This is a genomic window from Pseudomonas sp. MPB23, from assembly GCF_046605395.1.
In the GTDB taxonomy this organism is placed as follows: Bacteria; Pseudomonadota; Gammaproteobacteria; order Pseudomonadales; family Pseudomonadaceae; genus Aquipseudomonas.
Genome location: NZ_CP176771.1, coordinates 3,689,365 through 3,703,933, shown reverse-complemented (window position 1 = coordinate 3,703,933; position 14,569 = coordinate 3,689,365). Strand labels below are relative to the sequence as shown.

Genomic DNA, 14,569 nt, shown 5'->3' with positions numbered 1-14,569 from the left:
TCTACTGATGCACGGCGAGCTGGTAGGCCGTGTACTTGCGAATATTGATAACGCCGGTGTCGAAGATCAGGTATTGGCCCTTGATCCCCAGCAGCGTGCCTTCGGCAATCGGGTTCTTGTCCAGATTGAAGCTGACGATCTTGGTCGGATACTGCTCGACCGGGTAGCGGATTTCGATCGGCTCGACATCGGCAATGGCTTGGATGGCTTGCAGGCCAAAGCGTTCCTGCAGCGTCACCAGGCCTTCGGCGCAGGCGGCGAACAGCTCATCGCGGACCTGCTTGAGGTCGACCGCTTGCGCATCGCCCTTGAGCAAGGCGCGCCAGTTGGTCTTGTCGGCCACCTGGCTGCGGAACAGGTCTTCGACGAAACCCGACTGCTGGCGCGTGGACACCCGCACGATCGGCAGCGCCTGGCTCGCGCCCTGGTCCAGCCAACGGGTCGGCAGTTGGGTGGCGCGGGTGATACCGACCTTGATCCCCGACGAATTGGCCAGGTACACCACATGATCGGTCATGCAGAACTGCTCGCCCCAGCCCGGATCACGGCAGGTGCCGGCGTCGTAATGGCAACGCTCGGGGCTCATGATGCACAGGTCGCACTGGGCCAGCTTGGTCATGCACGGGTAGCAATAGCCCTGGCTGAAACTGGTCTTGGTCTTGCGGCCGCAATGACTGCAATGAATGGCCCCGAGGTACTCGAGGCGCACGTGAGTGCCGATCAGCGGGTTGACCGGCACCTCGGTATCGCCCAGGCGAAACGCGTATTGAACGGTCGGCTCACCGAGTTGCGCCGACATCTTGCTGACTGCACCGCGACCGATTTCGATCAATGGATCGCATCCGACTTGAACAGGATGTTCGGCACCGTGGTCGACTTCGAATGACATTCCTGCGCGCCCATGTAGCCGGTACGCTGGTCTTCGGGCAGGTTCTGGATTTCCCAGGCGATCATCGCCTGCAACGACAGTTCACGCTGCTCGGCAGTGAGCTTGCGGCCATCGGCCCACTTACCGATTTCGACGGCGAGCTTGAGGCTCTCGTAGATGTCCGGCGTGATGTTTTCGATCATTTCTGCAAAAGAGGACATGGCGACTCTTCCTTAATAAATAGATGTTTTGCGGCGGTTATAGAGACCGCCGAGCAAGCCGGTCAGGCAACCGATGACCAGGCCGCCCACATGGGCCGCATTGGCGATTTCGCCGAAGCCGATCATCGAGACCAGCCCCGACAGGCATAGCACCAGCCACACCAGCATCATCGCCAGCACCCCACGGGGCAGGCAATAGGCCGGGTTGGGCGAGAGTAACTGAAAGATCCAGCAATGCCCGAGCAGGCCGTACAACACGCCGGACAAGCCGCCAAACAGGCCAGGGCCGCCATAAACGTATTGCGCGTAGTTGGAGACCAGGCTGAACAACAGGGTCAGGCCCAGCAGGTTGATACCGCCCTGGCGTGCTTCGATGCGCCGGCCCAGCTCCCAGTACCACATGCCGTTCATGGCCAGGTGCAGGATGCCGAAGTGGATCAGCATCGGCGTGACCAACCGCCACCACTGTCCCGAGGCCAAGGTCTCGGCCAGCGGCGTGAACTGGATGTATTCACCCATCACCCGGAACGGCAGGAAGGTCAGCCAACTCATGGCTTGCAGGTTTTCACCGAGCAACGTCACCGCGCCGACGGTCAGGCTCGCCAGCAACACCAGCGCCGTCACCGGGCTACGGCGCACTTGCTGGACAAAGCTGGGCCGCGAAACGGGCGCCTGTTCGGGAATCACCAGTTGCTGGTCCGGGTCGCCAGCGGGAAAGCGCTCATACAATACGCGCACGTCGTCGCTGATGCTCTCGGGCACCCACAACACCTGCTCGCCGGCTTCTTCACTGACGCGATGGGGCACCTGCATGCGTTGCAGCAGTTTGACGAAACCGCCCAGGTCGACGCTCAGGGGCAAGCGCAATACGGGCACGGCACTCATGCAATCACCTCGGGCCGTTCAACATCGACCCATACGAATTTATGCGGGTCGAGGCGGGTTTCCTGATCCAGTCGATACGCCACCAGCTTGCCGTAGAGCACCGCGCTGTAGTCCAGGCAGGCCAGGTTCGGACGGATCGGCGCCGGTTTGCCGCTGCGCCAGTAATGCCCGACGAACAGCACAGGCTCGTCGACGCCGTAGCGCAGCAGGGAATTCTTCTCGGAAGACGACAACGGCGTGCGTGCCACCGGTTCCGGCAATGCATCGGGCTGGAACACGATGTCGCCGTAGGTTTTCGGGTCTTCTTCCCAGAACTTGGTGCGAAAGAACGAACGCGTCAGGCCATCGCCACCGGTCAAGGTCAACCCGTCCGGCAGGCGCATGTCGGTGCCGCGCAGCAGGCGATCGAAGGCGTTGCTGGCGAAACTGCCCGAGACGGCGGCAGCCTGGAGGAAGTGCTGGTCGATGCAGCCATCGGGGAACGTCGCGCGCAGCGGCTGGATAAACCCATCGTCCCAGCACGCATGCACCACGCGGAAACGTCCGGCGTCGACGAACAGCGGCATGTCGTAGAACCAGCCGAGGAAGTCGTGCCAGTCACCGGGGTGGTGCTCAAATTGGGTCAGGGTCTCGTGGATCAAGCGCTCGTGCCGCGGGGTGTGCTCGCGCACGAACTGCTTGCCGCTGCCCGGCGGCGCGGGCGTGGCCCAGCCCAGGGCATTGAACTCGTGGTTGCCCATGATGCACAGCGCCTGTCCGGCCTCGGCCATGTCATGGACGATATGCAGCGCCTCGCGAATGCGTGGGCCACGGTCGATGATATCGCCGAGGAACACCGCCATGCGCGAGGGGTGGCGCCAGGTGCCAGCGTGCTTGTGGTAGCCCAACTGGTCGAGCAGGTGCTCAAGGGTGTGGGCACAACCGTGCACATCACCAATCAGGTCGTAGCTACGCGCGGGATCGAGCATCAGTCGCCTCCACCCCCCAAGCGGCTGCCCCAGCCCAACTTGGTGCGGCACACTTCGTAGTAGTTGTGGTCCAGCGGGTGGATCAGCCGCAGCTTCTGCGCCTTTTTGCTCACGGTGATGGTGTCACCGGGGGCGCAGGTGAAATGGTTCTGCCCATCACAGGAGACTTGCGGGTAGATCTGCATGTCTTTGGACACCACGATTTTCAGCTCACTGTTGCCATCGACCACAATCGGCCGGCTGGACAACATATGGGGGTACATCGGCACGATCACAATGGCATCCAGCTTGGGGTGCATGATCGGGCCACCGGCTGACAGCGCATACGCCGTGGAACCGGTGGGCGTGGCGACGATCAGGCCGTCGGCCTTCTGGCTGCACACGAACTGGCCGTCGATATACAGCTCGAACTCGATCATGCGCGTGGACTTGCCAGGGTGCAGCACCACATCATTGAGGGCATCGCCCTGGCCGATGGCTTCGCCGTGGCGGCGCACTTCGGCTTGCAGCAGGAAGCGGTTTTCCACCAGGTAATGACCGTCGAGGACCTTGGCCACTTCGACTTCCAGCTCATCGGGGCGGATATCGGTGAGGAAACCCAGGCTGCCACGGTTGATCCCCAGCACCGGCACGTTATGCCGCGCCAGGGCCCGGGCCGCGCCGAGCAGGCTGCCGTCGCCGCCGACCACGATGACCATGTCGCAGACTTCGCCGAGCATCTTGCGCGACGAGGTCTGCAGGCCGTGACCGGGGAGGATTTCGGCGATGGTGTCTTCGAGGATCACATGCAGGTGGCGTTCCAGCAGGAATTTTTTCAGCCGGCGGACGGTGTCCAACACCTGGGTACTGCCCAGGCGACCGATAATGCCGATATTGCGAAAGTGCTCCATGGGGCTCCTGCGGGATTGGGGTGTGGCAAAGAACGACGATTATGGGCGAAAGGCTGCGCCAGGCAAAATCCTTTGTCGCCCCAAGCCCTGGATGACAACGGTTCTCAGCCCCCCGCACACGACGTAAAAGGCTATGCTCGGACCATGACTCTGTTCCCTGACCTGTTCACCCTGCCCCGCCAATTGCGTCACCCAGAGGTGCGCGATCTGGCGTGGGTGATGCTCGCCCCGCCGATGCTGGCACAAACGCCCTGGCCACAGCGTCATCCGCTGGCCGGCAGCGATTGGGTGCAGGCGCCCCATCTTCTCGAACAGTGGTTGCGCGCACTCGATCACGACAGCAGCGCCCTGCAGCTTTGGCTGAGCCAGTCACGCACCCGCCGCCTGGGCCTGTATTACGAACGCCTGTGGCAGTTCGCCGTGCAACAGGCGCCGGGCGTGGAATTGCTCGCTGCCAACCTGCCGATCCGCCGCGCCGGGCATACCCTGGGCGAGCTGGACATGCTGCTGCGTGACCGCGATGGCGTGCACCACCTGGAGTTGGCGATCAAACTCTACCTGGGCCCTCAGGACGGCAATGGCCAGGACCCCGCGCAGTGGCTGGGCCCAGGCTGCCATGACCGACTGGACCGCAAGCTGGCGCACCTGGCCCAGCACCAACTGCCGATCTCGGCGCGACCGGAAAGCCGCGAAGCACTGGCCGCCCTGGATATTCAGCAGTTCGATGCGCATTTATGGCTCGGCGGGTACCTGCTCTACCCCTGGCCGGGCCAGGCTGAACCACCCCATGGCGTCCATCCGCAGCATTTGCGTGGGCGCTGGCTGCATCAGCGTGATTGGCGGGACTTCGTCAGCGCCAGCGCCCCTGGCCGCTGGCAACCCCTGCCCCGCCATGCATGGCTGGCGCCGGCGCATTACCTGACGAGCGAGGTGTGGAGCGAAGAACACATGCACGGATGGCTGGCGGAACTGGCGCCGATGGCACCGGCACAGTTGCTGGTGCGGCTGGTGCAAAACGGCGAAGACTGGGAAGAGGCCGAACGGCTGTTCCTCGTCGCCGACCTCTGGCCCAACGTCCCCGGAACCGTGTAGGTGTGGGTTTGTTCGGGATGGTGGTGGTCAGTGCTGGATGTGCTGGCTGATACACCGCTATCGGGAGCAAGCCCCCTCCCACAGGGGATCTGTGGTGTTTGGGGCAGTTCACATTCAAGCGAACCCGCGTACGGCTTCCCCCCACATTCCTTGTGGGGGGGCTTGCTCCCGATAACGGTGTGTCAGTAGCGAATGGGCTAGCTGACACACCACCATCCCGGACAAGCACCTAAAGGGTGTCGATGTGTCGATAATCCAGCTGCAATCCTGTCGCCAGCTCTTGAGCCCGACCCAGCCTGATCGGTCCGCGCTCGATGTCCACCAGCATCCCAGGACAGACCAGCGACGGCAATCCGGCGATCGCCTTCAACCGCCCATCCGTAATCACCAGCAAGCGCTGCTGCTCGGCCGGATAACGCGTGCGCCGCGCCGTCAGCCACTGCCCGGCCTCGGTCAGCGCCGCCAGCAATGGCGTGCCACCGCCCGCCCCTAACGACGCCAGCCAGCCCGCCAGGCTTTTCGCCGCTTTCAATCCTTGCACCTGCCACTTGGGCGATTGCCCGCTGGCGGTCAGTAGCGCCATGCGCGCACGTTGCCGATAAGCGTCATCGAACAACTGCGCCAATACACCTTTGGCATCGCTCAACGCCTGGTGCCGCCGGGTGGAAGCCGACGCGTCGACGATCACCAGCCACAGTTCATGGGCCGCGTGGCTGCGCAGGTGGTAACGCAGGTCTTCACGGGATTGCGGCCGACCACCGAGCAAAGTGCCCGGCCAATTGATCGTGCCGTGCTGCGCACTACGTGCCTTACCGTGCCTGCCGTGGTCCAGTCGCCCCGCCGTGGGCCGTGCATCCGCCGCCGTGTCAGGTCGAGGGCGGATGCCTAGGGCTTTTTTGGCCAGGAGGGCACGTCTCGGCGGGTGCCCGTGGGCAAGGCTGGTGCAGGCATGTCGCCCCATTGCCCCTGGCCCGGCGAGGTGTCCGACGGCTTGGGCGCCTGGCCCTGGCTGGATGCATCGGCGGGCGGGGTGTGTTCCTGGCGACGATGACGCAAGGCGAATTCCGCCACCGCCTCGATATCCTCCTCGGCAATCGCTGACGCGCCCCGCCACGCCGCATGGGCCCGGGCGCCGCGCAGCCAGACCAGGTCGGCGCGCAAGCCATCGACCCCGGCGGCAAAACAGCGTTCGCTGATCTGCGCCAACGCCTGGTCATCCAGCGCAATGCCGGCCAGCCGTGCCCGCGCCTGGGTGCAACGCTCGCGCAAGGCCGCCTGCGGTTCGGCCCACTGCGCGCAGAACGCCGCCGGATCGCTGTCGAAATCCAGGCGGCGACGGATGATCTGCCCGCGCTCGGCCGGCAAGGTCTGCCCGCTCAACGCCACATTGAAGCCGAAGCGGTCCAGCAACTGCGGGCGCAACTCGCCCTCCTCCGGGTTCATCGTGCCGATCAGCACAAAGCGCGCCGAATGCCGGTGGGAAATGCCGTCGCGCTCGATCAGATTGGTGCCGCTGGCAGCCACGTCCAGCAACAGGTCGACCAGGTGATCGGCCAGCAAGTTGACTTCATCGACGTACAGCACGCCGCCGTCAGCCTTGGCCAACACGCCCGGGGAAAACTGCGCACGGCCTTCGCCCAGCGCCGCGTCCAGGTCCAGGGTGCCCACCAGGCGCTCTTCGGTGGCGCCCAGCGGCAAGGTGACAAACTGCCCGCTGGCCAACAGGTCCGCGAGGCCACGCGCCAGGGTGGACTTGGCCATGCCGCGCGGGCCTTCGATCAGCACGCCGCCGATCCGCGGGTCGATGGCGGTCAGGCACAGCGCCAGTTTCAGGTCGTCGGCGCCGACCACGGCGGACAGCGGGAAATGGGGAATATCAGTCATCAGCTGTCTTCTTCTATATCCAGCAACAGGTTTTCCAACGCTTCGCGATACGCGCCCGGCGCTTGCCACAGACCACGCTGCTGGGCTTCAAGCAGGCGTTCGGTCATGTCGCGCAGCGCAGCGGGATTGTGCTGCTGTACAAAGGCGCGGGTGTCGGGGTCCAGCAGGTAGGCGTCGGCGAGCAAGGCGTATTGGTGATCGTCGATCAACGCAGTGGTGGCGTCGAAGGCGAACAGGTTGTCCACGGTCGCCGCCATCTCGAACGCGCCTTTATAGCCGTGGCGTTTCACCCCGTCGATCCACTTGGGGTTGGCGGCGCGGGAACGGATCACCCGGTTCAGCTCTTCCTTCAAGGTACGGATCTTCGGCAGGTCCGGCTGACTGTGGTCGCCATGGTAGCTGGCGGCCTTGGTGCCGCTCAGGGTTTCCACGGCGGCGAGCATGCCGCCCTGGAACTGGTAGTAGTCATTCGAGTCGAGCAGGTCGTGCTCGCGGTTGTCCTGGTTCTGCAACACCGCCTGCACCTGGCTCAGGCGCTGGGCGAATTGCTCACGGGCGGCGGTGCCTTCATCGGCAGCGCCATAGGCATAGCCACCCCAATTCAGGTAGACCTCGGCCAAGTCCTCACGGCTTTGCCACAAGCGCCCGTCGATCGCACCCTGCACGCCCGCGCCATAGGCCCCGGGCTTGGCCCCGAAAATGCGCCAGCCGGCCTGTTTCGCCGCCGCCTCGGCATCCAGGCCAGACGCAAGCAGCGCTTCATGCTCGCTGCGGACCTTGGCGGCCAGCGGGTTCATATCGTCGGGTTCATCCAGGGCTGCCACGGCCTGCACCGCTGCATCGAACAGGCGGATCAGGTTGGCGAAGGCATCGCGGAAGAACCCCGAGACCCGCAGCGTGACGTCGACGCGCGGACGGTCCAGCAGACTGATCGGCAGGATCTCAAAGTCGTCCACCCGCTGGCTGCCCGTGGCCCACACCGGACGCACGCCCATCAGCGCCATGGCCTGGGCGATATCGTCGCCGCCGGTGCGCATGGTGGCGGTGCCCCACACCGACAGGCCGAGCTGACGCAAGTGGTCGCCGTGGTCCTGCAAATGCCGCTCAAGGATCAGGTTGGCGGACTGGAAGCCGATGCGCCAGGCCGTGGTGGTCGGCAGGTTACGTACATCGACCGTGAAGAAATTGCGCCCGGTCGGCAGCACATCCAGGCGCCCGCGACTCGGCGCGCCGCTCGGCCCCGCCGGTACGAAGCGACCGTTCAAGGCATCGAGCAAGCCGTGCATCTCCGCCGGGCCGCAGGCATCCAGGCGCGGCGCGACGACAATGCGCAGGCTCTCGATCACCTCCTTCACGTCTTGCCAGCCAGGCTCTTCGAGCTGTTCGAGCGGGCCTTCCAGTGCCTGCTCGATCAACCGCGCGGCATACAACTCCAGGCGCTCGCGGGTATCCCCGGCGGTGCGCCACAGCTGCGGGTCGATGTCTTGCAGCACCGGCGGGCGCCGTCCGCTCCAGGGCTCGGCCAGGGCGCAATCGAGCGGATCAAAGCCCAGCTCGAAGGCCTTGGCCAGCACGCGCAGCAGACTCGATTGCGGACCACGCCCATCGCCACGGGGAATTCGCAACAACGCCAGCAAGGTGTCGATGCGCAAACGGCCCTGAGGCGACTCGCCAAAGATATGCAGGCCGTCGCGGATCTGCGACTCCTTCAAGTCACACAGGTAGGTGTCCAGGCGCGGCAACCACACCGCGGCGTCGGCATCGCTGTCCAGTTCAAGCTCCTGGTCGATACGGGTTTCGCGCACCAGCTTGAGGATGTCTTTCTGCAACGCCAGGGCGCGACGCGGATCGAGCAACTGCGCTTCGTAATACTCGTCCGCCAGCAACTCCAGGTCGCGCAACGGCCCATAGGTTTCGGCGCGGGTCAGCGGCGGCATCAAGTGATCAATGATCACCGCCTGGGTGCGGCGCTTGGCCTGGGCGCCCTCGCCCGGGTCGTTGACGATGAACGGATAGATATTCGGCAGCGGCCCCAGCAGCGCATCCGGCCAGCAGTGCTGCGACAGCCCCACACCCTTGCCCGGCAGCCACTCCAGATTGCCGTGCTTGCCCACGTGGATCAGGGCGTGGGCGCCGTAGGTGTGACGCAGCCAGAAGTAGAACGCCAGGTAGCCATGGGGCGGCACCAGGTCCGGGTCGTGGTACACCGCGCTGGCGTCCACCTGGTAACCCCGCGCCGGTTGGATGCCGACAAAGGTCAGGCCCAGGCGCAAGCCGGCGATCATCAGGCGGCCGTCGCGGCACATCGGGTCGTGATGGGGCGCGCCCCAGCGTGCCAGCACGGCCTGGCGATTGGCTTCGGGCAGGCGCATGAACATCGCCTCGTACTCGTCCAGGCCGAGGCTTTGGTGACAGGGGCGCAGGTCGAGGCTGTCGAGATCGTTGGTGACGCCGCCAAGCAGTTCGTGGATCAGCGCCGTGCCGCTGGCGGGCAGTTGCTCGGGCAGCGGATACCCTTCAGCCTGCAACGCCCGCAGGATATTCAGCGCCGCGGCGGGTGTATCCAGGCCCACGCCGTTGCCGATGCGGCCGTCGCGGGTCGGGTAGTTGGCGAGGATCAGGGCGATGCGCTTGTGTGCATTGGGCACCCGCGCCAGTTCGACCCAACGGCGCGCCAGCTCGGCGACAAAGTCCATGCGCTCCGGCGCGGCGCGGTAGCACACCACGTCCGACTGGCTGCGCTCGCTGCGCCAGGCCAGGTCCTTGAAGCTGATGGGCCGACTGATGATGCGCCCGTCCAGCTCCGGCAAGGCGATGTGCATCGCCAGATCGCGGGGGCCGAGGCCCTGTTCGCTGGCTTCCCAGCCGGGCTGGTTGTCCTGGGCACAGATCGCCTGGATTACCGGGATATTGCGGCGAAACGGGCGCAGATGCGGCGCTTCGGGGCTGGACTGGGCAAACCCGGTGGTGTTCAGAATCACCGCCGCCCCAACCTCGTCCAGCAGGTCCTCGACCGTCGTCAGGCAGCCGGGCTCTTTCAGACTGGCCACCGCCATCGGCAACGGGTTGAGGCCCGCCGCCTGCAAACGCTGGCAGAACACGTCGATAAAACCGGTATTGGCCGCCTGCAAATGGGAGCGGTAGAACAGCACGGCCGCCACGGGCCAATCGGCGTTCCAGTCCATCTGCCAGTCATTGAGACGCGCGTCGGCTTTATGCGGGTGATAAATCGCGGTGCGCGGCAGGGTCTGCGGCTCGCTCCAGGCATAGTCGCGGCCCAGGTAACCGCTGGCCAGGCAGCGATAGAAATCCAGCGCATTGCCCAGGCCGCCCTGGCGCAGGAACTGCCACAGGCGGTCACGCTCCGGTGCAGCCACGGTGCTCAGGCCACTGAGTTCCGGATCGGGGCGATCGTCCCCCGGCACCAGGATCAGTTGCACGCCGCGCTCGGCCAACGCCACCAGGCGCTCGATGCCGTAGCGCCAATAGCCGATGCCGCCGTGCAGCGAAATCAGGATGACCCTGGCGTGGCGCAGCACTGCATCGACGTACAGGTCGACCGAGGCGTGGTTCTGCACCTGCATCGGGTTGGCCAGGCGAAAGCTGGGGTAATCCTGCGGCAGTTGCTGGGCGGCTTCGGCCAGCAGCGCCAGGCTGGAATCGCCGCTGCACAGGATCACCAACTCTGCGGGGGTTTGTCCAAGGTCGGCGATGTTGTCGTCCGAAACGAAACCACCGGGCTGGGTCCTGAGCAGGTGCATGGGTCAGACGCTGAGGGCGGCGCGCAATTGCGCTTCGAGGCCCGCCGCATCCAGCTCCTGGCCGATCAGCACCAGGCGCGTGGTGCGCGCTTCGTCGGCGCTCCAGGCGCGGTCGAAGTGTTTATCGAAGCGGGTGCCCACGCCCTGGATCAGCAGGCGCATCGGTTTGTTCGGGATCGCGGCGAAGCCTTTGACGCGCAGGATGCCGTGCTGCACCACCAGTTGGGTCAGGGCGTCGAGCAGCAGCGCTTCGTCGGACTGCGGCAGATTGATGGAGATGGAATCAAAGGCGTCGTGGTCGTGGTCGTCTTCACCTTCGTGGTGATGATCGTGATGACTGTGGCGAGCGTCGATGTGCGCTTCGGAACCGGCGCCCAGGCCGATCAACACGTCCAGCGGCACCCGACCGCTGCTGGCTTCGATGATCTTGACCGCCGGCGGCAGCTCTTCGGCGACTTCCAGGCGCACGCGGGCCAGGTCTTCGGGGTTGATCAGGTCACACTTGTTGAGGATCACCAGGTCGGCGCTGGCCAGTTGGTCGGCGAACAGCTCGTGCAGCGGCGATTCGTGGTCCAGGTTCGGGTCGAGCTTGCGCTGGGCATCGACCTGGTCCGGGAATGCGGCAAAGGTGCCGGCGGCCACGGCCGGGCTGTCGACCACGGTGATCACGGCGTCCACCGTGCAGGCGCTGCGGATTTCCGGCCACTGGAAGGCCTGGACCAAGGGTTTGGGCAGGGCCAGGCCCGAGGTTTCGATGAGGATATGGTCGAGGTCGCCGCGACGGGCCACCAATTCACGCATCACCGGGAAGAACTCTTCCTGCACGGTGCAGCACAGGCAACCGTTGGCCAGCTCATACACACGGCCGTTGGCTTCTTCCTCGGTGCAACCGATGGAGCACTGCTTGAGGATTTCACCGTCGATACCCAGCTCGCCGAACTCGTTGACGATCACCGCAATGCGACGGCCCTGGGCGTTGTCGAGCATATGGCGCAGCAAGGTGGTTTTGCCCGAGCCGAGAAAGCCGGTAACGATGGTGACGGGGAGTTTGGCCAGTGTTTTCATCGGATGCCCTTGGGGGCGGGCATACGGGACGATAGGCCCTGCGGCACGGCGCAGCAGCGGATTTCGTCACCGGATCACCCCGCCCGGTTGAAATGGAAAATCGAGTGCGAGGCAGGTCTCCTGGCTTGGGGCTTGCAGGTCTTGCGACCGGCGCTGGCTGCGCCTTCCCGCCGTATCGGCAGTGGCGTGGCAGTCAGATGAACCCTTCACAGTTGCGGGGGCAGCCGCGGCTTGAACCGCGTTCCCTTCTTAGCTTCGGCCTGGGCCGAAGAACCTCGAAGGTGCAAGGCTACAGGGGCTCGGTCAATTTGACTACCGTCGCTCTGCATGCTTTCCTACACGCCTTGTTTCGGGTGCCCTTCACAGGGTGAAACGGGAAACCGGTGCGTCATAGCGTTATGACCAGTCCGGTGCTGCCCCCGCAACGGTAAGCGAGCGAAGCGTCACAGCCACTGTGCTTTTGCATGGGAAGGCGATGCTTTTCAGGACTCGATGGATGAGCCCCCTCGCAAGCCCGGAGACCGGCCCGAAAAATTCCAGATAACAAACCCGCGGTGGGCGGGCGCTGTTTGAACCCTGCGTGCCCGGCTCGCGGGGTTTGCATGCGCTCGTTTCACCCTGACACCTGAAAGGGACGCGCCATGTCGATCATCAGCAGCACTTCGCACACCACCCACCGCACCACCACTCTCAGCCAACGCCTGACCGCCGCCATCGGTGCGTCAATCCTCGGCGCGTGCCTGGTGTACTTCGCCGGTTTCTCCCATATCGAAGCCGTGCACAACGCGGCCCACGATACCCGCCACAGCGCCGCGTTCCCGTGCCACTGAGACCTGCCGACATGATCAAGCGTATTGCGCAAACCGCAGGCTTCACCGGCCTGCTGGCCGCCCTGCTGCTGACCCTGCTGCAAAGCTTCTGGGTCGCCCCGCTGATTTTGCAGGCGGAATCCTTTGAAAAAGCCCCGGCCGCGACACAAATGCCCCACGAGCATGCCGCCGGCGCCGCCGCACATGGCCATGACGCTGAAGCCTGGGAGCCGGAAGACGGCTGGCAGCGCGTGCTGTCCACCACGGGTGGCAATCTGGTGGTCGCCGTCGGTTTTGCCCTGATGCTGGCCGGTCTCTACACCCTGCGTGCACCGACCCGCACCGCACAAGGCCTGCTGTGGGGCCTGGCCGGTTACGCGACCTTTGTGCTGGCGCCAACCCTGGGCCTGCCACCGGAGTTGCCGGGCACCGCCGCCGCCGACCTGACGCTGCGCCAGACCTGGTGGATCGGCACCGCCGCATCTACCGCTGTCGGCATCGCGCTGATCGTGTTCGGACGCAACTGGCTGCTCAAAGTGCTGGGCGTGGCGATCCTGGCCGTCCCCCACCTGATCGGCGCGCCGCAGCCGCAAGTGCATTCGATGCTGGCCCCGGAGGCCCTGGAAGCACAGTTCAAGATCGCTTCGCAGTTGACCAACGTGGCGTTCTGGCTGGCCCTGGGCCTGATCAGCGCCTGGTTGTTCCGCCGCAACCGCGACGATCAATACTCGGCATGACCCTGGTGGTCGGGCTGGGTTGCCAACGGGGCTGTGATGTTCACGCCCTGCTGGCGCTGCTCGACGCCGCCCTGGCCGAAGGTGGAGTCGAGCGCCGGCGCATCACGGCGCTGGCGAGTATCGACCTCAAGCAGGCTGAGCCGGGGCTGGTGGCCCTGTCGCGGTTGCTGCAGGTGCCTTTGCAGTGTTTCAACGCCGAGCAGTTGGCCGCTTACGAGGGTCGGTTGTGCCATAAATCCGCCGTCGCTTTCGCGCACACCGGCTGCCATGGCATCGCCGAAAGCGCCGCCCTGGCCCTGGCCGAACACCTCGCCCACGCTCCCGCCCACCTGCTGATCACCCGCCGCAAAAACGCCCGGGCCACCGTTGCATTGGCCTGCGCCGGGTAAAATCCCGATAATTGCCGCTCACGATCATGAGCAATCTTCATGCTCGCCCGGTTTGCACAGGAATTTCCATGACCGTCTACTTCATCGGCGCCGGCCCCGGCGACCCCGAACTGATCACCGTCAAAGGCCAGCGCCTGATCCGCAGTTGCCCGGTGATTATCTATGCCGGCTCGCTGGTGCCGATGGCGGTCCTGGAAGGCCATCAGGCGCAGCAGGTGGTCAACAGCGCCGAACTGCACCTGGAACAGATCATTGCGCTGATCCAGACCGCCCACGCCAATGGCCAGGACGTGGCCCGCGTGCATTCCGGCGATCCGAGCCTGTATGGGGCGATCGGCGAGCAGATTCGTCACTTGCGCGAATTGGGCATCCCCTTTCAGATCATTCCCGGCGTGACGGCGGTAGCGGCCTGCGCAGCGCTGCTGGAAACCGAACTGACCCTGCCGGACATCGCCCAAAGCGTCATCCTGACCCGTTACGCCGATAAAACCAGCATGCCCGCCGGCGAGGACTTCGACAGCCTGGCGCGGCACGGCACGACCATGGCGATCCATCTGGGGGTCAACCATCTGGACAAAATCGTCGCCGAACTGCTGCCGCACTATGGCGCGGATTGCCCGATTGCCGTGGTGCACCGCGCGACCTGGCCGGATCAGGATTGGGCCGTGGGCACGTTGAGTGATATTGCCGCAAAGGTTGCGGCCAAGGGCTTCAGGCGCACGGCGTTGATTGTGGTGGGCCGGGTGCTGGCGAGCGACAGTTTCAATGAGTCGTCGCTGTATCGGGCGGGGCATGTACACCTTTATCGACCTTGATCTTTCACATCATAAAAACAACACAACCACTTGATTTAAATTACAAAATAAAACTGTAGGAGCGGGCTTGCCCGCGATGGCGGTGTGTCAGGCGCCAGATCGGTCGCCTGTTGGTCCGCTATCGCGAGCAAGCTCGCGCCTACAGTTGATTTTTTGCATTAGATTAGCGGTGTAACCGCATGAAA

At 64.7% G+C, this 14,569-nt stretch carries 14 protein-coding genes and 2 riboswitches; of the genes, 5 read left to right on the top strand and 9 right to left on the bottom strand.

Annotated features, from left to right (window positions below):
* Nucleotide 1: 1 nt before the first annotated feature.
* From ACLH0J_RS16970 to ACLH0J_RS16950, 5 genes are read right to left on the bottom strand one after another with little or no spacing between them, the layout of a single operon-like run.
* Complete coding sequence (locus ACLH0J_RS16970; protein ID WP_411392845.1) at nucleotides 2–832, bottom strand: DUF2797 domain-containing protein; 831 nt, start codon at nucleotides 830–832, stop codon at nucleotides 2–4.
* A complete protein-coding gene (locus ACLH0J_RS16965) occupies nucleotides 829–1,089 on the bottom strand; it encodes a YeaC family protein (protein ID WP_411388218.1) in 261 nt (86 codons plus the stop codon). Before ACLH0J_RS16965 ends, ACLH0J_RS16970 begins: the two co-directional genes overlap by 4 nt.
* A 12-nt stretch (nucleotides 1,090–1,101) precedes the next feature.
* Nucleotides 1,102–1,974 carry a rhomboid family intramembrane serine protease gene (locus tag ACLH0J_RS16960; RefSeq protein WP_411388217.1) on the bottom strand — a complete coding sequence of 291 codons (873 nt, stop codon included), beginning with the start codon at nucleotides 1,972–1,974 and terminating at the stop codon, nucleotides 1,102–1,104.
* A complete protein-coding gene (locus ACLH0J_RS16955; RefSeq protein ID WP_411388216.1) occupies nucleotides 1,971–2,942 on the bottom strand; it encodes a metallophosphoesterase in 972 nt (323 codons plus the stop codon). The genes ACLH0J_RS16960 and ACLH0J_RS16955 overlap by 4 nt, the downstream gene beginning before the upstream one ends.
* Nucleotides 2,942–3,832 carry an NAD(+) kinase gene (locus ACLH0J_RS16950; protein ID WP_003190745.1) on the bottom strand — a complete coding sequence of 297 codons (891 nt, stop codon included), beginning with the start codon at nucleotides 3,830–3,832 and terminating at the stop codon, nucleotides 2,942–2,944. Before ACLH0J_RS16950 ends, ACLH0J_RS16955 begins: the two co-directional genes overlap by 1 nt.
* A gap of 144 nt (nucleotides 3,833–3,976) precedes the next feature.
* On the opposite strand from ACLH0J_RS16950, the gene ACLH0J_RS16945 reads away from it, so the two are divergent.
* Nucleotides 3,977–4,924: a DUF1853 family protein gene (locus ACLH0J_RS16945; protein ID WP_411388215.1), complete on the top strand. Its 948-nt coding sequence runs from the start codon at nucleotides 3,977–3,979 to the stop codon at nucleotides 4,922–4,924.
* 229 nt (nucleotides 4,925–5,153) lie between these two features.
* Here ACLH0J_RS16945 and ACLH0J_RS16940 read toward each other — a convergent pair whose 3' ends face one another.
* The 4 genes from ACLH0J_RS16940 to cobW are packed head-to-tail and all read right to left on the bottom strand — an operon-like array spanning nucleotide 5,154 to nucleotide 11,634.
* A complete protein-coding gene (locus ACLH0J_RS16940; protein ID WP_411392844.1) occupies nucleotides 5,154–5,756 on the bottom strand; it encodes a vWA domain-containing protein in 603 nt (200 codons plus the stop codon).
* A 53-nt stretch (nucleotides 5,757–5,809) separates the two neighbouring features.
* On the bottom strand, nucleotides 5,810–6,808 hold the full coding sequence (locus tag ACLH0J_RS16935; protein ID WP_411388214.1) for an ATP-binding protein: 999 nt from the start codon (nucleotides 6,806–6,808) through the stop codon (nucleotides 5,810–5,812).
* Nucleotides 6,808–10,569, bottom strand: coding sequence for a cobaltochelatase subunit CobN (gene cobN / locus ACLH0J_RS16930; RefSeq protein WP_411388213.1), 3,762 nt, complete (start codon nucleotides 10,567–10,569; stop codon nucleotides 6,808–6,810). The genes ACLH0J_RS16935 and cobN overlap by 1 nt, the downstream gene beginning before the upstream one ends.
* Before the next feature lie 3 nt (nucleotides 10,570–10,572).
* A complete protein-coding gene (cobW, locus tag ACLH0J_RS16925; protein WP_411388212.1) occupies nucleotides 10,573–11,634 on the bottom strand; it encodes a cobalamin biosynthesis protein CobW in 1,062 nt (353 codons plus the stop codon).
* 92 nt (nucleotides 11,635–11,726) lie between these two features.
* A riboswitch (cobalamin riboswitch) is annotated at nucleotides 11,727–11,927 on the bottom strand.
* A gap of 41 nt (nucleotides 11,928–11,968) precedes the next feature.
* A riboswitch (cobalamin riboswitch) is annotated at nucleotides 11,969–12,179 on the top strand.
* Between the two features lie 96 nt (nucleotides 12,180–12,275).
* Between cobW and ACLH0J_RS16920 the strand changes: the two genes are divergently transcribed.
* From ACLH0J_RS16920 to cobM, 4 genes are all read left to right on the top strand, one after another.
* Complete coding sequence (locus ACLH0J_RS16920; RefSeq protein WP_010564748.1) at nucleotides 12,276–12,464, top strand: CbtB domain-containing protein; 189 nt, start codon at nucleotides 12,276–12,278, stop codon at nucleotides 12,462–12,464.
* A gap of 11 nt (nucleotides 12,465–12,475) precedes the next feature.
* Entirely contained in the window at nucleotides 12,476–13,180 is a 705-nt protein-coding gene (locus ACLH0J_RS16915; protein ID WP_411388211.1) for a CbtA family protein, read from the top strand.
* Nucleotides 13,177–13,569, top strand: coding sequence for a cobalamin biosynthesis protein (locus ACLH0J_RS16910; RefSeq protein WP_411388210.1), 393 nt, complete (start codon nucleotides 13,177–13,179; stop codon nucleotides 13,567–13,569). Before ACLH0J_RS16915 ends, ACLH0J_RS16910 begins: the two co-directional genes overlap by 4 nt.
* Nucleotides 13,570–13,637: 68 nt before the next feature.
* Nucleotides 13,638–14,384 (top strand): precorrin-4 C(11)-methyltransferase, encoded by a 747-nt coding sequence (gene cobM / locus ACLH0J_RS16905; RefSeq protein WP_411388209.1) that lies wholly within the window; start codon nucleotides 13,638–13,640, stop codon nucleotides 14,382–14,384.
* Nucleotides 14,385–14,569: the final 185 nt, after the last annotated feature.